The sequence below is a fragment of the Desulfosoma profundi genome (assembly GCF_055387865.1).
Map to the genome: position 1 here is coordinate 2,345,865 of NZ_AP042420.1, position 16,297 is coordinate 2,362,161.

Annotated in this window: 14 protein-coding genes; 5 read left to right on the forward strand and 9 right to left on the reverse strand. The window is 54.6% G+C overall.

Annotated elements, in window-relative coordinates; translation table 11 throughout:
- Positions 1-171: 171 nt before the first annotated feature.
- Together ACZ5K9_RS10150 and ACZ5K9_RS10155 are read left to right on the forward strand one after the other, a co-directional pair.
- Entirely contained in the window at positions 172-1,236 is a 1,065-nt protein-coding gene (locus ACZ5K9_RS10150; RefSeq protein ID WP_464271220.1) for a glycosyltransferase family 4 protein, read from the forward strand.
- 39 nt (positions 1,237-1,275) lie between these two features.
- Positions 1,276-2,166 (forward strand): glycosyltransferase, encoded by an 891-nt coding sequence (locus tag ACZ5K9_RS10155; protein WP_464271221.1) that lies wholly within the window; start codon positions 1,276-1,278, stop codon positions 2,164-2,166.
- Here the strand turns inward: ACZ5K9_RS10155 and ACZ5K9_RS10160 are convergent.
- Together ACZ5K9_RS10160 and ACZ5K9_RS10165 are read right to left on the reverse strand one after the other, a co-directional pair.
- A complete protein-coding gene (locus ACZ5K9_RS10160) occupies positions 2,143-3,324 on the reverse strand; it encodes a glycosyltransferase family 9 protein (RefSeq protein ID WP_464271222.1) in 1,182 nt (393 codons plus the stop codon). The two genes, ACZ5K9_RS10155 and ACZ5K9_RS10160, sit on opposite strands and share 24 nt — an antisense overlap.
- Complete coding sequence (locus ACZ5K9_RS10165) at positions 3,321-3,953, reverse strand: class I SAM-dependent methyltransferase (RefSeq protein WP_464271223.1); 633 nt, start codon at positions 3,951-3,953, stop codon at positions 3,321-3,323. Before ACZ5K9_RS10165 ends, ACZ5K9_RS10160 begins: the two co-directional genes overlap by 4 nt.
- Positions 3,954-4,114: 161 nt before the next feature.
- On the opposite strand from ACZ5K9_RS10165, the gene ACZ5K9_RS10170 reads away from it, so the two are divergent.
- A protein-coding gene (locus ACZ5K9_RS10170) for an IS3 family transposase (RefSeq protein WP_464271224.1) occupies positions 4,115-5,514 on the forward strand; the annotation gives its coding sequence in 2 pieces (ribosomal slippage) (positions 4,115-4,466 and positions 4,466-5,514; 1,401 coding nt in all).
- Between the two features lie 621 nt (positions 5,515-6,135).
- The gene (locus ACZ5K9_RS10175) at positions 6,136-6,270 is read left to right on the forward strand and encodes a hypothetical protein (RefSeq protein WP_464271225.1); all 135 of its coding nucleotides are present in this window, start codon (positions 6,136-6,138) and stop codon (positions 6,268-6,270) included.
- 249 nt (positions 6,271-6,519) lie between these two features.
- Here the strand turns inward: ACZ5K9_RS10175 and ACZ5K9_RS10180 are convergent, their stop codons facing one another.
- The 6 genes from ACZ5K9_RS10180 to ACZ5K9_RS10205 all read right to left on the reverse strand — a co-directional run bounded on the left by ACZ5K9_RS10180 (position 6,520) and on the right by ACZ5K9_RS10205 (position 11,501).
- The gene (locus ACZ5K9_RS10180) at positions 6,520-6,945 is read right to left on the reverse strand and encodes a hypothetical protein (RefSeq protein ID WP_464271226.1); all 426 of its coding nucleotides are present in this window, start codon (positions 6,943-6,945) and stop codon (positions 6,520-6,522) included.
- Between the two features lie 54 nt (positions 6,946-6,999).
- The gene (locus ACZ5K9_RS10185) at positions 7,000-7,755 is read right to left on the reverse strand and encodes a class I SAM-dependent methyltransferase (RefSeq protein ID WP_464271227.1); all 756 of its coding nucleotides are present in this window, start codon (positions 7,753-7,755) and stop codon (positions 7,000-7,002) included.
- Positions 7,752-8,981 (reverse strand): lipopolysaccharide biosynthesis protein, encoded by a 1,230-nt coding sequence (locus tag ACZ5K9_RS10190; RefSeq protein ID WP_464271228.1) that lies wholly within the window; start codon positions 8,979-8,981, stop codon positions 7,752-7,754. Before ACZ5K9_RS10190 ends, ACZ5K9_RS10185 begins: the two co-directional genes overlap by 4 nt.
- Positions 8,982-9,249: 268 nt before the next feature.
- A complete protein-coding gene (locus tag ACZ5K9_RS10195) occupies positions 9,250-9,606 on the reverse strand; it encodes an integrase core domain-containing protein (protein ID WP_464273959.1) in 357 nt (118 codons plus the stop codon).
- Positions 9,607-9,694: 88 nt separating this feature from the next.
- A complete protein-coding gene (locus ACZ5K9_RS10200; RefSeq protein WP_464271229.1) occupies positions 9,695-10,033 on the reverse strand; it encodes an IS3 family transposase in 339 nt (112 codons plus the stop codon).
- Between the two features lie 68 nt (positions 10,034-10,101).
- Positions 10,102-11,501 (reverse strand): IS3 family transposase gene (locus tag ACZ5K9_RS10205; RefSeq protein WP_464271224.1). Its coding sequence is split into 2 segments (ribosomal slippage): positions 10,102-11,150 and positions 11,150-11,501, totalling 1,401 coding nucleotides; the frame shifts between segments, so codons are not numbered across the junction.
- Between the two features lie 1,559 nt (positions 11,502-13,060).
- Between ACZ5K9_RS10205 and ACZ5K9_RS10210 the strand changes: the two genes are divergently transcribed.
- A protein-coding gene (locus ACZ5K9_RS10210) for an IS3 family transposase (RefSeq protein WP_464271230.1) occupies positions 13,061-14,180 on the forward strand; the annotation gives its coding sequence in 2 pieces (ribosomal slippage) (positions 13,061-13,329 and positions 13,328-14,180; 1,122 coding nt in all).
- A gap of 114 nt (positions 14,181-14,294) precedes the next feature.
- Here ACZ5K9_RS10210 and ACZ5K9_RS10215 read toward each other — a convergent pair.
- Positions 14,295-15,620: an IS1380 family transposase gene (locus ACZ5K9_RS10215; protein WP_464271231.1), complete on the reverse strand. Its 1,326-nt coding sequence runs from the start codon at positions 15,618-15,620 to the stop codon at positions 14,295-14,297.
- Positions 15,621-16,297: the final 677 nt, after the last annotated feature.

Below are 16,297 nucleotides of genomic sequence, written 5' to 3' on the forward strand. Positions count from 1 at the left end.
GATTCGGCGAGGCATGCCGCAGATGGCCAAGTGGTAGAGGGGATCGACCCTTAGTGGCTATCCGCGACGGTGGGCTGAAGAATCCGGGGTTGGGATTGAGGCTTGCGCTCTACCCCGTGACCCAAGCCCCTTGAAGGTGCTTGTTTGCTTGAACAACATTTCTGGATCTGAATGAAAATGGTGTGCAGAACCGATATTTGCCCTGCTGTCTGGTTTCCCACCATCCGTGCGGGCAGCGGCGTGGATGTCTTTACTGAAAGGCTGTGTGCCGGGCTGAGAGCGCGCGGCGTGCGGGCCGAGATCACCTGGCTGCCGTTGCGGGCCGAATATGCCCCGTGGAGCCTTCCGGCGCCGAAACCTCCTCCGTGGGCAAATATCGCTCATGCAAATACCTGGCTGCCGAGCCGTTTTCTGCCGTCCTCGATACCGTTGGTTGCGACCATGCACCATTGCGTTCACGGTCCCGATCTCACCCGCTACAAAACGTTTTTCCAGGCGCTCTATCACCGCTTTTGGATATTCCCCATCGAGCGCAAAGTGATCAAAAGGGCTGCTCGAATAAGTGCTGTCAGCCACTATACCGCAGAGCGAACGCGGCATTTTTTTCAAAATGCCGACATAACGGTGATCTATAATGCCGTCAGCCTGGATGGTCTTTTTCGTTACACAGAGCGAGTATCCCCGCATAAACCTTTTCGGTTACTCTTTGTTGGCAAACAGTCGACCAGAAAAGGAAGCGACCTGCTTGCTCCGATCATGCGCTCACTAGGGCCTGAATTTGAACTGATGCACACCGGCCCAAGCATACCGGGCGCACCGACGAACATGCGTTCTATAGGAAAAGACTTAACTCCGACAGAACTAGCTTGCCAGTATCAAACCTCGGATGCGCTTCTTTTTCCTTCAAGGCTCGAAGGATTTGGCTTGGTGGCATTAGAGGCCCAAGCCTGTGGATTACCCGTGATTGCCACCCGGGGATCGTCTCTCCCTGAAGTCATCGAAGACGGTGTGACAGGCCTGCTCTGCCCTCAGGATGATGTCCGCGCTTTTGCGGAAGCTGCCCGGTGGCTGGCGGCACACCCAGAACAGTGGCAAGCGATGAGGCGGGCAGCGCGAAAACGTGCCGAGACCTGTTTTGATTTCGAGACCATGATCGACCGCTATTTAGCCCTGTATCGATGCGTACTCGCGGCGAGACCACTCGCTCGGCAATCTTTTAGGCCGGACCGAGCTTAGCGGATTGTACTCAGCAACGCCTATGGGACTCACCGTACCATGAAACCCGTTGTTGGCCTTACGCTGAACTACCGTGACACTGCGCGCACCGCACGCTGCGTGCAATCGCTTCTAGACGACGGAGCGTGTGCCGTGCTTATCTGGGACAACTCGGACGATGGAGGCGTCTCACACATTTCGCTAAGACGGCTTTGGGCAAACGAAAACCGTGTGCACATCGAGTCAAGCCCGTGTAACCTCGGCTTTGCCGCAGGAGTCAATCGCGGCATCGAAGTTATCCTTAAGCGCTATCCCGAAGCGTGGATTATGCTCATCAACAACGATGCCACCGTGCGCAAAGGGGCTCTCGTGCGGCTTGTTCGAGCTTTGGATTGTGCACATTTTGCCATTGCTTACCCTCGCATCAATCATGCTGGCCGTATTATTGGCACGATGCATTACCAGCGTCACTTGGCACTGCAGCGATTTGACCGCCCTATGTCGGGAAGTTTTTGTTACCCGTCTGGCTGCGCAATGCTCATCGCACCCGAGCGCATCGGTCTCCCTCTCCTCGATGAAGACTTTTTCATGTACGGTGAAGACGTGATGCTTGGCTGGCGTCTTGGCACGGAGCGTATGGCCTACGTACCTGAAGTTTTAGTCGACCACGAGGGCAACGCATCGAGCGAGGTAGGTTCTTTGTTTTATGAAACTCGCATCGTGGTGGGTCATTTGTTGATGGCTCGCAAGCTTGCTAGCCATACAGCCGATTGTTTGCTCCTCATGATGGGACGATGCATGAGCCTTCCCGCCCGCGCTCTTCTCCGCTCATTGCGTTACCGCAGTGCCGTCCCCTGGCGCGCGCTGTGGCGTGGGTGGCGACTGGCGTGGGGTGATGATCACGATTTGCTACGCGCGAAAAAGGCTTCAACCGGCTTCTGTCAGCGCTAAAACGCGCTCCACGGCCTCCCACACATCGTCCACATTCACCCCCACAATACAAGGGAAAGGCTGGTCACTGCGCGTGGTGTACCGGCAAAGCCACCTACATCCAAAACAAGGCATCGGGCATGCCACAACATGTGGGAGCATGCGCACCGGCGTATGCTCAGGGTCGTAAGGGTAACAACGCCCCCACTCGCCGCCTCCGGCCACCACAATGCTTGGTGTGCCGGTAGCGGCGGCGATATGCCCTGCCGCTGAGTCGTTACACAACACTAGGCGAGCGTGGGCGATTAAAGCGATTAACGTGGGGAGATCGGTTTGCCCTGTCAAATCGACAACTTTTGTTCTGGCGTTGCGCACCACTGCCTGCGCCAGATTTGTCTCCTGCGCCGTACCCACCACTACGCATTGCCAATCGGGGCGCCAATGTGCCAGACGTTGCATGACGCTCGAAAAGTGTTCAATCGGCCATTGTTTGTACCGCCTGCTGGCACCTGGAGCCAGTACCCAGTACACCCCGGATAACGGAGAGGGCGGCAGATTGCCGAATTCGGCTGGCCTTACGTTGGTCCCATCCACCCCAAGGGCCCGCAAAAATGCATTGTAACGTCGGCTCCTGTGGACGTGCGTTTGTTCTGGGATGAGATGCGCGTAACGTCCGTCATTTAGTTGCCGGTCAAACCACGGACGATCCAAGCAGACATTTGTAAAACCCCAAGCCGGCGATCCCAAGGCATGCACTGCTGCGTCTACGACCAATGCATCCCGCGGACTGCTGGTCTGGAGAGTTTCGACAGCCCCTAGCAGTCTCAAAGTCAACAAATTCTGCCGGCGAATCCGAAAGCTTTTGACCACACCCCTACGATCAAAAGGTTCAATCAGGACACCGGGGAACGCGCGCGCAAAGAGAGGCACCAGGGTTTTATCGACCACAAGTACCACCTCGCGCCCATTAGCGCGCAGATGATTGACTAGGCATTGCCCGTATGGCAGCCACAGCACGGCATCGCCCAAAAGCTCAAGATGAACGATTGCCGTGCGATCCGGTTTAGGCACTCGCGTTTTACCGTGCAAAACCCAATAATCGAATAGACCATAGGCCGCCCACTCGATGGCCCGTTTAGTACGTCGAACGAGTAACTGCCAATTTTGGATCCAATTCATTTGATCGCCAGTGCCTCGAGTTCGATTTCATGACACAATAGTTTTGGTTGGGTGTCGAACAACACTCCAGCAGCGCAGTGCACCCAGGCACTCAAGTGCCAGCGCACGCGATTGAGCAAACGAAATAGTGCGCGCACTGGATGCCGCCACGACCAATACAACACGGGCGGATGCAAAATGAATTCAATGCGCTCTGGCGAAAATCCTGCCTGTTCCAACACCTGCATCAGTGAAAACTCATTGAAATGCACCACATGGGTAAAGTCGACGTAACAAGTATGCCCGAGCAGAAGACAAGCTGCATTGGGTACTTTCAAGCTGAGCCGGCCGCCGTCACGTAGGCATCGGCGGAACTCACGGAGTAAGGCGACGGTGTGTTCTCGGGGAATGTGCTCCAACACGTGATGAAACAAAATGACATCGAAGCTCCCGTCTGCTGTGTGAGCGAGAAACTCCCCTATATCGGACTGGAAGAGCTGCACCCCCTCGGGAAGGTGCCGTCGCGCTTCATGCAACAGCTGCTCTGATATATCGACCCCAGTGAGGTTTTGATAACCGCACTCATGCAATAGGCCGAGCAGGTAGCCAGTGGCACATCCGGCATCGAGAATACTCGCTTGTTTGTCCACCCATTTGCCCTCTGTGCCAATGAAGGTGAGTCACCTACCCCTTGTTAAATTTGAGTTGGGCGGGTAGGAGACAGGATCAGATGACATCAGTTCAGAATCGGCAAACGGGGGTAGGAATGGGGGTAACGGAAGGGGCCAGTAGGGCGTCTGGAGTTGCCCTCATGGCGACCAATCTCAACGCACCGGATCCGGAGGTCATGGAAAAAAAACGTCGCCGCAAATTCACGGCTGCTTATAAGTTGCGCATCCTCGAGGAAGCCGATGCCTGCACATTGCCTGGGCAGATCGGCGCCCTTCTCCGCCGGGAAGGCCTTTATTCATCGAATTTGACCACGTGGCGCAGACAACGAGATGAGGGGCAGCTCAAAGCATTGTCTCCCCGAAAACGGGGGCGAAAAGCGAACCCGGACCACCATCTTGCAAAACGTGTAGCCCAATTGGAGCGGGAAAATCAGCGCCTCAGAGACCAGATCAAAAAGGCGCAGACGATCATTGAGGTTCAAAAAAAAATCTCAGACCTCATGGGGATTCCCCAACCCAATCACGAAAGCGACGAGAGCAACTTATGAAAGCGGCGGTCCAATTGCGAACCGAGGTGGGAACCGTCCAGGCCTGTGATGCTTTGGGCATTGCCCGAGCAACCTTCTATCGTAGACTGAAACCCACCAGAGCCCAGGTAAATCGTCCGGCTCCGCCGTTGGCTCTTTCGGATCAGGAGAGGCAAACGGTGATAGACCTACTCCACTGCGAGAGATTTCAGGATGCTGCCCCTCGCCAGATCTTTGCGTGCCTGCTTGATGAGGGGACGTATCATTGCTCGGTGCGCACGATGTATCGCATTCTGAAAGACGAACATGGAAGCGTCAAGGAGCGTCGCCGGCAGGTGCAGCGCCCCGCTTACGAAAAGCCCGAGTTGCTCGCCACCCGCGCCAACGAGGTTTGGTCGTGGGACATTACAAAGTTATTGGGCCCCGTCAAGTGGACCTATTTTTACCTTTACGTGATCATGGACATCTTTAGCCGCTACGTGGTGGGATGGATGGTTGCCCACCGGGAAAGTGCGGCCCTGGCAAAGAGGCTCATTGAGGAGACCTGCAAAAAGCAGGGTATTGTTCACGGCCAACTTACAGTTCATGCGGATCGGGGATCCTCCATGACCTCGAAGTGTGTTGGCCAATTGCTATCGGACTTGGGGGTCACCAAAACCCATAGCCGGCCTCATGTGAGCAATGACAATCCCTATTCGGAAGCCCAGTTCAAGACCCTCAAGTACTGTCCGCAATTTCCAGGACGTTTCGGTTCCACCGAGGATGCCCGCTCCTTTTGCCGGAATTTTTTCAATTGGTACAATCGAGAACATCGCCACTCGGGTCTCGGGCTGGTCACACCGGAGCAGTTCCATTACGGGTTGGCGCCTCAGATCGTGGAGCATCGTCAACAGGTTCTCAAGCAAGCATTCGAGGCCAATCCTAGCCGTTTCAAAGGCAAGATACCCAGGCCTCCAGCATTGCCGACTGCCGCCTGGATCAACAAGCCTTCAAGCGACGCTGTAAGAGTCTAACATTTTACCGGAGGTGTCTCATTTTCATTGACACATTCCGTTGATCCAACGGGGAAGGCGTTCGAGATGGAAACGTTTGACATCATGGAGTGTATTGTGTGCTCGGTTGCCTACACTAATATAATGTCGGAGATAATTGTCAAAAATTTCTTTGGACACGTTGTTCATCTTAATCTCCGTAATTTCATAAACTTAAGTTGAATAGGCACGCGGTCTTTGAATTTCAATGGTGTTCGTCAAAGTTGTCCCCTAACTTTAACTTCTTTGGCTGAACATCAGTGAAGCGGTGAACATCGGCGACATTGCGAGTTCAGCATCACAGGTGGCGAACACTGCGCCTTTCCAGGACATTGCAGCAATCAGTAAAAGATTCAACCCGGTATTGATCACTGCCCCCCGTCAGTAAAATGCTCACGGCCTTGCGCAGGCCACCCCCGCCGATCATAGTGGTTTATAGAAAAAACGGTACCAGAGAGATGGAAGGCAGCCAGCCAGCGCAAGGTCTCTACTACTGGTGCGAACCCCATGCCGAGCAACCAGGGTAAGATCCAACTATAGCACAGGGTCCGACGCCTGCAAGCAACCCGTAACCCATCGGTGCGGGAAGCTGCTGAAGCGCATATGGAACACCACAGAGCGTGCGTCATTGCCAACGCGGAACAATCGTGGTACCGCGGCAGCGAAAAGGGGCATAACCGGTACAGCGTCTATGTCGACGACGCGATAGGCGGCGGTGTAGGCGCGGGTCATTTCTAAAGTCTCTAAGCGCGCGAGCATGATCTTTCGATGTCCACATAAACTTTGTGCGCTGCCCCGCCGACCGCGAAGGACCACCCTTGACCCAATGGGCGTGAATATCCACGTTAGCACAGTTCAGACTTAAGCCGAAATCATGCCGCAATATGGACCATCTGTAACTTGCCGCGGCGATGGCGGCAATGAGATAGGCCTGTGCCCATACAGGAAAAGGATCGGCTTGCAGCAGCAAGAGTGCAAGCGGGAGAATCAATACAGCGCAAACCGCGGCACAACTGGCGCGAGCACCATGCGTGCCGCACGCCTGATGCGCTCGTGCCCCTGATACGCTTGCATTGCGGCATGTGTCAACGGGGCGACGATAATTTCCGCTGTCCCGAGGCATGCAATAACGAGCCATTCGATCCGATCGAGCAGCAGAGTCTTGACCACGGCTAGGTCGCCATACATTGTTGCCGCACATTCCACGCCACCGATAACGATGTCCGCCGCACGTACCAGTGGGACGAGCTGGCGCAAGGCTTGGATCTTACCCGTGAATCTCGGGTGTCCCAGCCGGGTCAGGTCAAGTCCTTGACAATCCTGGTCGCCAATGACACGGCAGCGGTCGAACAACACGGCCAGGCGCACGACCCAACCACGGGCCTGAAGTTCCTGCGCCACGCTCAGGTTCATTGGTTGTGCTCCGCCTGGGGGCCAGGTCCGCTATGATGAATAAAAGCCGGGGCTTCATTTACGGGCCACCATGAGCAAATAGGGATCCAAGATCTTGGGACGAATAAAGTCCGACAAAAGATAGCACCCCGCATGCAGAGTGTTGTTGATGTGCCAGCGAAGCCGGTTGAGGAGACGCAACAAAGGACGATGGGGTCTTTTCCAGCTCCAGAACAGGCGCGGCGCTTGGCTGGTCAAAACGATACGCTCTGAAGCAAAGCCGGCGGATTCCAGCACCTGCAGCAAGGAATATTCAGTGAAGTGTGTCACATGGATAAAGTCGATCGCCATGTTAAAGCTACCAACCAGGCTCGCCATGTTGGGTACCCGGACGCTTAACCAGCCACCGGGTTTAAGGATACGATAAAAGGACTGCAGGACCTGGATGGTGGGCTCACGTGGTAAATGTTCGAGGACATCGTGAAAAAATATGACATCATAAGCTTCTATCGGGGCGTGTTGCAGCCAGTCACGTAAATCGGCTTCAATTAAAGTCACTGTATCAGGTAATCGCTTTCTTGCAATGGCCAATAATTGAGGCGAAACCTCGATGCCCGTTAGGTTGGTGAAGCCGACCCGTCGCAAGGCCTCAAGCCAGTGTCCTTCTGCACAGCCCACATCGAGGATGGAAGCATCCTTTGGGATTTCATCGATCCAGGGGGGTAACCGGTCGCGCTTCAACCGTTCGAGATCATCCGGCAGCCGCGGCCTAAATTCCATTGCCCGGTAGTGTCGAGCATAGCGGTCAAAAAGCGTTCGGCTAGGGTTCATTTTTTATCCCCCAAAACTCTTGGCACCACCCAAAGGGCCAGGATGAGCGCCAGTTCACCGCCATAAAGGGCCATTGCCGCTCCATAGAGCCCATACGCTGCGACCAGTCGAGCGGTAAGAAGTATATTTACCAACGCTGTCGCCGCATAAACCCAGGTGAGCAAATGCGTTCGGCCGGGTACCGTCAGCCGGAAGTTAAGTAAACTGCGCAACACCTGCATGGCAGGAAGCCAGGCAAGCCAACGGATCATGTCCACCGCCTGGGTGAAAGTAGGCCCCACGAGGGCAGGCAGCCACGGTGCCAACCCATAAAGCACCATGCCGCCCAAGAGCGCCAGAAAGATCAAGGCGGAACCCGTGCGCAGCAATCGCTGTTCGTAGCAGGCGCTTGCGTACAGTCTGGACCACAATGCCTCCAGCATCGCCTGCAGTGGCAGGCCGGCAAATTCCACCACCCGCTGTGCAACGCTGAAGTTGCCGGCGTGCCCAAAGCTCGCTAGGGCGAGTACAGGTTTGTTGAATTCCGCTTGGACCCGAAAGGAGAGAGCCCCAATGGTAAAAGGAAAGCTCTCTCGTGCCATGCTCCAGTCCCGCTTCGCAGGCCACGCCGGTCGATATCTCGCCACAACTCGCCAGGCCACAGCCGCTGCGTAAATGAGTCCAGAGAGCGCATACACCCAGAGCCAGCCCACCGGTTCGGGGTGGTGTATGGCAGCGTAAATTAGTAGCGCTGCGAGGCGGATGAAGACTCCCCCTCCCTGCACTATGCCGAAGGCACGTGCCCGATGCTGGGATTGTTCCACGCGGGCTGCGAACTCGATGAAGGAGCTTGCCGCGATCTCCGAAACGGCAAACAGAGACACCGGCAATAACGGCAGAGGGGCCGGCAACACCCAAGTGATCACTGGAACTGCAACGAGTGTACAGAGGAATGCGACCGGGCACCAAAGCGCCAATGCCATACTCAACCGCTCGGCAAGCTTTTCCGGTTCACGGGCACCGTCCCGCAGCAAAAGGCCCCCCAATCCGAAACCAGCAACGGGCGTAAAAAAGCTCGCTACCGCGAGCACAGTCACAAAGAGCCCATAACCTTCCGCACCCAGCAGCTGGGCTAGCAAAAGGACTTGGGCGGCCTGCGCCGCCGCGCGCAACATGAGCCAGACGAACAGCACACCACTGGCCCGCAGGTAGCCGCCCGGGCGCCAGGCAACTAGACGTCGCAGCATGACCAGCTCATTTGACCTCGCGCCGCGCGCTTGCTGCAGCCGTTGCGTGTCACCGGCCGGCGGCAGCATACGATCAGGGTGGCAAGCATGTGCTATCGGATTCAGACGTCAACGAGCATATTCATGGCTGAAGAACCCGTCAAGGGTCTTCACGGCCAATCAACCTGACCCGAGTGCGGCGAACCCATTTGAGTGCGAGGCACTCTACATTGTTTTCGACGGCATGAGACCGAAAAGTAACCACCATTTTTGAGTATAAACGGTGGGGCTAAGCATGACACTGAGATACTCCCCATTGTCTAGACAAAAAATGGGATGAGTTAAGGTGTATTGCTGAAGCCTGCATAAGGATATTGATTCCCTCTTTTTTGAGATAGATCTCATAAGGGATCTGATGCGTGAGTGATTCATGGAGTCGCGCCGTATTGTAAAAGTGAAAGTATCCGGCCAGGCCCTGGCGGGCCGAGGCGACAGCCTGATAGTTATGGAGGTAGACGTCATCGTATTTTACAGACATCCACGGACGCCCCAGAAAAATGTTATCGAAGGCCAGGCCAGACCGTCCATACTGATCTGGATATCGTCCTTCTTTAGCCTCCCGGTAAACCCACGGCCGGTAAACCAGCTGCTGTGATCGGTCTTGAAAATCTCAGGCCGAGTTGCTTCCAGTGCATTCTCCAGGTCCGAGAGGGAGAAGGAAGTATCCAAGGTCGTTAAGATCTCCTAGGAGAGCAATCAGCGGCTGTCCCAGTCATGACAGCTACTGGATGGACGAATCCATGGAGCAGGCGTATGGAGGTGATATCAGCACACCAGACCTGATCAGGATGAACCATAGTCAGATTCCTAGGAAAGTATGGGAAGACCTTGTGAGCTTGATTGAAAAGGCTCCAACGCGGCCTCGGATACACCGCATCAAGTTTTATAAGCGTCATGAAGCGCCATGCCCGCTTGGGGTTCGCGCCTTTTCCCTGGCGTTTCAGCCAGGCGGTCATCCGCTCAAACCCATAGAAAGGCGTCCTCCTGAACTGCTCGTCGATCCGGTGTATCACCTGGAGGTTATCGGTGTCATTACCCCGGCGGAATGTGTCAATGAAAATGAGACACCTCCGGTAAAATGTTAGACTCTTACAGCGTCGCTTGAAGGCTTGTTGATCCAGGCGGCAGTCGGCAATGCTGGAGGCCTGGGTATCTTGCCTTTGAAACGGCTAGGATTGGCCTCGAATGCTTGCTTGAGAACCTGTTGACGATGCTCCACGATCTGAGGCGCCAACCCGTAATGGAACTGCTCCGGTGTGACCAGCCCGAGACCCGAGTGGCGATGTTCTCGATTGTACCAATTGAAAAAATTCCGGCAAAAGGAGCGGGCATCCTCGGTGGAACCGAAACGTCCTGGAAATTGCGGACAGTACTTGAGGGTCTTGAACTGGGCTTCCGAATAGGGATTGTCATTGCTCACATGAGGCCGGCTATGGGTTTTGGTGACCCCCAAGTCCGATAGCAATTGGCCAACACACTTCGAGGTCATGGAGGATCCCCGATCCGCATGAACTGTAAGTTGGCCGTGAACAATACCCTGCTTTTTGCAGGTCTCCTCAATGAGCCTCTTTGCCAGGGCCGCACTTTCCCGGTGGGCAACCATCCATCCCACCACGTAGCGGCTAAAGATGTCCATGATCACGTAAAGGTAAAAATAGGTCCACTTGACGGGGCCCAATAACTTTGTAATGTCCCACGACCAAACCTCGTTGGCGCGGGTGGCGAGCAACTCGGGCTTTTCGTAAGCGGGGCGCTGCACCTGCCGGCGACGCTCCTTGACGCTTCCATGTTCGTCTTTCAGAATGCGATACATCGTGCGCACCGAGCAATGATACGTCCCCTCATCAAGCAGGCACGCAAAGATCTGGCGAGGGGCAGCATCCTGAAATCTCTCGCAGTGGAGTAGGTCTATCACCGTTTGCCTCTCCTGATCCGAAAGAGCCAACGGCGGAGCCGGACGATTTACCTGGGCTCTGGTGGGTTTCAGTCTACGATAGAAGGTTGCTCGGGCAATGCCCAAAGCATCACAAGCCTGGACGGTTCCCACCTCGGTTCGCAATTGGACCGCCGCTTTCATAAGTTGCTCTCGTCGCTTTCGTGATTGGGTTGGGGAATCCCCATGAGGTCTGAGATTTTTTTTTGAACCTCAATGATCGTCTGCGCCTTTTTGATCTGGTCTCTGAGGCGCTGATTTTCCCGCTCCAATTGGGCTACACGTTTTGCAAGATGGTGGTCCGGGTTCGCTTTTCGCCCCCGTTTTCGGGGAGACAATGCTTTGAGCTGCCCCTCATCTCGTTGTCTGCGCCACGTGGTCAAATTCGATGAATAAAGGCCTTCCCGGCGGAGAAGGGCGCCGATCTGCCCAGGCAATGTGCAGGCATCGGCTTCCTCGAGGATGCGCAACTTATAAGCAGCCGTGAATTTGCGGCGACGTTTTTTTTCCATGACCTCCGGATCCGGTGCGTTGAGATTGGTCGCCATGAGGGCAACTCCAGACGCCCTACTGGCCCCTTCCGTTACCCCCATTCCTACCCCCGTTTGCCGATTCTGAACTGATGTCATCTGATCCTGTCTCCTACCCGCCCAACTCAAATTTAACAAGGGGTAGGTGACTCACCTTCATTGGCACAGAGGGGGGAGTGATAGTCATAGGAGGATCGGGGAAGACGGAACAGTTGACATTGTCTCCGGAGAGGAATCATTTCATGTCCTGGGTCTATCAGTTCCCGTTTCCCTTCTCAAGAAGCATCTGGGGCTTTTTTGAGCCGTCCCAGCTCTACCTTAAGCCGGCCGATCCGGCGATAGAGCTCAGAGACTAACTCTTCATGATCTCATTCATGCTTTGCAGAGCGATGGGAAAACAGGCTTGGGAGCTCTTCGAGGAGCTGCTTTCTCCATTGGGGGATTGGATTGACATGCACCCAAAACTCACTGGACAGCTGGGAAAGGGTTTTCTCCTTTTACTGCTTCTAAAGCTACTTTGGGGTTAAAAACCCCGCTGTGACTCTTGCGTATGTTCCCCACCCTAATGCGTCTTCTTCTTCGTATGACAAGCTACCATCCACCTTGTTACTGGGGTGTCCAGTTCTTGGGGAGTATCATACCCAGAGGTTCCCCTTCCCATTGGACCCATTTCACGGTCCACTTCTCCCGAATAACAAAAACGGAAAGAATCAAAGTGTCATAGGATTGACGCAAAGCCGCCAAAACGCCGAGCCGGCGGGACGTTCCGTTCCTGGGGAAGAATCCTTTTCTCCGGCCGCAGGGGCTCTTGCTAACGCGTGGAGAAAGACGTCTTTTTGAAAGCACTGTCGAGTCGACCCGAAGCTGCAAGAACCTTCAAGACATTGATTAACCATTATATCTTAGCTTCATCTCCGAGCTGGCCGCGATCCTGTTCTAGACAACTCAATCGCCTATCGGGACCAGTCAGCACGGTAATCAGAGGAGAATCCTGTGGCTGGGCCGCCGTGATGGTGGCAAAGATGCGGTGTGAGATCGCTGTGCCCAACATCCGGCGAACGTCTTCGAACGTTCACATTCTGAGTTTTGTGGAACGGCCGTATGGCACATTCAGTGCTTATACAGTGGCTGTCGCGTCGGGGTCTGTTTCTGCCCCCGCGGACAAAAGTTTTCTCGAACAGCCGTAGTCGGAGTTCTGACAGAGCCTGTTCACTGGCTTGAAGCGAGTTGCTGTCAGTCGCAGCTCGATTCACTATCAGGATCGATGTCATCCGATTGATGAGGTCCTGAATCAGTGAAGTGTGATTGGGTGGACTGACGAGCATGGATTCGGAACCCATCTTGGGGGTCACCGATACCCTGATTCAGCCACTATTTCAGGGCATCACCTTTTCAAGGACTGAAAAGCTCTCATGACGATGCCATCTGAGACATTTTCGGACACTCTTCACCCCCTTATGGCCAAAGGAGCTTTCAGGCTTTTGCGGCGGCGATCTATAATTACCCCCAAAAACTGGACAGCCCCTTAAGCTCTGATGTGGTAAGGAGGAGATAGGAGTGAGGAAGGAGAAGGGGCCATGGGGAGAAGGACGTACAGTGCGGATTTCAAGGCTAAGGTAGCGTTGGAGGCGATAAGAGAGACGAGGACGGTAGCTGAGCTTTCCTCCGAATATGGGGTGCACCCGACGATGATTGTCCGGTGGAAGCGAGAGGCATTGGAGCATTTGCCCAACGTATTTTCAATACGAAACGATGGAAATAATAAGGAAAAAGATGATTTGATCGAGTCGTTGTACAGGCAGGTGGGTCAACTAACCATGGAGCTGGAGTGGATTAAAAAAAAGTCTGTGCTGCTCAAATAAAGCGAAGCAGGGCCTAATTGAGCCGGGAAACGGGAGGATCAGCATCAAGCGGCAGTGTGAGTTGTTGGGACTTTCCCGCTCCAGCTTCTATTACAAGGAGTCCGAGGAGAGCCCTTTGAATCTGGAATTGATGCGGGTGATTGACAAGCAGTACACGCGGACCTTTTTTTATGGTGTTACGCGGATGACCCATGTTCTTAAGGCAATGGGGTATCCGATTGGGCGGAAACGGGTAAGCCGGTTGATGCACTTGATGGGGCTTGAGGCCATTTATCCGAAGAAGAACCTGAGCAAGGCGGCTCCCGGGCAGCGGAGGTTCCCTTATCTTCTGAAGGGGCTTTGTATTGAAAGGCCGGATCAGGTATGGGCGGCTGACATAACCTACATCCGCCTTCGGGCAGGATTCCTATATCTTGTAGCGGTAATGGACTGGTTCTCGAGGTATGTGCTGACCTGGCGCTTATCCAACACTCTTTGCAGCCTCTTTTGCATTGAGGCATTGAAAGAGGCACTGGGAGAGAGAACCCCTGGGATTTTCAATACGGACCAAGGGAGCCAGTTTACCAGCGAGGAGTTCATTTCGGTCTTGGAAAACCGAAACATAAAGATCAGTATGGACGGCAGGGGCAGGGCTCTGGATAATATCATGGTAGAGCGCCTATGGCGGTCGGTGAAATACGAGGAGGTCTACCTCAAGGACTCCGGGGCGCCTCGTGAGGCCTTCCTTGGTTTGCAGGACTATTTCCGGTTTTACAACGAACAGAGGCCTCATCAGTCGTTGGGGTACCAGACCCCACAGGTGGTGTATCATTCGGCCAAGGAGGGGATAAGGTAGGGTTGGCCTCGCCTCGCCTGAGCTTCGCGAGGCTCCGCTCGGCTCGGCCAACCCGCCATTTTAGAGCTTAGAATCTCCGATTAGCTGTCCAAACTTTGGGGGTAACCTCAATCCCTACGCTGGGCAAAATTTGAGATAAACACTCCGAAAAGCGTGAAAAGCGGGACAATGCCGAGCAAACTGGAGCTTCAGCCGACGAGCGCTTCGGATCACGCGCGCTGCCAGATAGATCAGCTCCGGGATCACGGTCTTTACGCGACGCCGCTTGGACCGATGCCGTACGGGCGAAAAATGGGCCAGGAGCCCGTTTTGCGCCAGGATGCGCAAAATGTTGTCAGCCAGTCCGCCCAAGGTCAACACCAGCGTATGGGTGGCAAACTTTCCAGACGGCAATCGTTCCAAGTCCAGGTCGGACTTGATCTCACTATGAATCGGCTCGATCAGACCCCGATTCTCGGACAACCCGACGACTTCATCTTCAGGGACGGAAAGCGACGTCCACCAGCCCCCCGACTCGATATCAGGCCGGATCAACATTTGCCCCTCGCTATCCGATATCCTCTCGGTGACCCGGATCGCCAGCCGAAACCGATAGGTTCTCTCTTCATGGTGTCGCGTCACCCACGTGCTGAAGACCGCCACTTTCTTGCCGGGCCGGGGCTCACTCACACGGCCTTGCCTGAAGGCCCGATCACGCCAGGAAAGGACGTCGGCCATGCGCGGATTCCATTGGATGATAAAGCTCAGCTTGGGGTGTCGGCGAAGCACCACAAGCGATTCCAGGGCATCATGAGCCGCGTCCGTTCGCACCAAAAGGGGCTTGCAGGTCACCTTGCGCGCATGCACCAAGATCTTGCGCAAAAAGCCAACAAATCCGCTCTGAGAATGCTGAGACCCCGGGCGAAGCTCCAGGCCCAGACGCCATCCCTCCCAGCCAAGGTCGGCCCCGATCGGCGCCTCTCCGTCGTCGTCCTGGTTCGTCCGCGAAACCCCTTCTTTCTTTGTGTCGGAATTGTCCAGGCAGAAAGCATCCAGGTCCAAAGGCACGTGACCCGTGGAAAGAGCTGTCACGGGAACCTGGGTCCTCTCAAGCAATTCTACGCTACTTGCGCAGGCAACACGTTCGATAACTATCGCGTGCTTGTCCACACGTTGCCGCAGGGTTTCTTGCGAAGGAACCTTCTGAACGTCCAGAGCCTCTTTGAACCCCTCATCACCGGAAACGCCCGCAGCCGCTTCAAAGTCACTCTTGCCCAGACACGGAAGCCCCAGGGTGGTCTTGACCACATTCGCGTGCGAGATCATCGGTCGCCCTGGCACTTGCTTTTCCAACTGCTCGCACAGGCTCGTGGTGCCGTGGATCAGATTCCCCACAGGGGCCAAGCCTGCCTGCCCGCTGGTGAAGGCCTTCGAAGATTGTTCGATCTCAATTTTGTTCATGAGTGCACCTGCCGGGTGAAAATGTGACAGGAGGCCCTATAGCATAAATGAGATGTAAATCCAATCATATATCTGCAGTAAGATAGTGTTAGGTATAGGAGCAATTTCAAAAATTAAGGTACCGCTTAGAACTTACACAAAAAAGTTTACACCACCATCGACCGCGTCAAAATAATTTTAATGCCCATGGTTTCGGCAGGCCAAATATCCCTCTTCTCGCAGAGGTCCAGCGGGCCCCTCTCTGTTCATTGGCCTTTATCTCCTTAGTCCCCAAGGGCAATGATTTGCCTATCCCATTAGAGCTAGTGATGACGTCGGTAGATGCCAAAGGATTTCAAGGAAGCAAACCATCGTGTCATGAGCTACTTGACTGGATCGGGCTAGAAGACCTTTTGGCATGCGAAGTGCTAACAAGCGTTGAGACATGATGCCCAATAATGCCAAGAGCGAAAAACGACCAGAAAATGAGAACCTCTCAGGCTTTTACTCCCGCGATCTCTACGCTGGGCAAAAATTGGATCAAGCGCTGTGAAAGCCATGAGGCAGGAAGAATGTCGAAACATTTGGATCTTCAAACGACGACCCCTGCGGGTTACCCATCCTGCTGCTTGGATCGGCCGCTCAGGAACGGTTCTCGCACGATGGCGGTTCGTTTCGGGCTGAACTGGAAAAAAGTT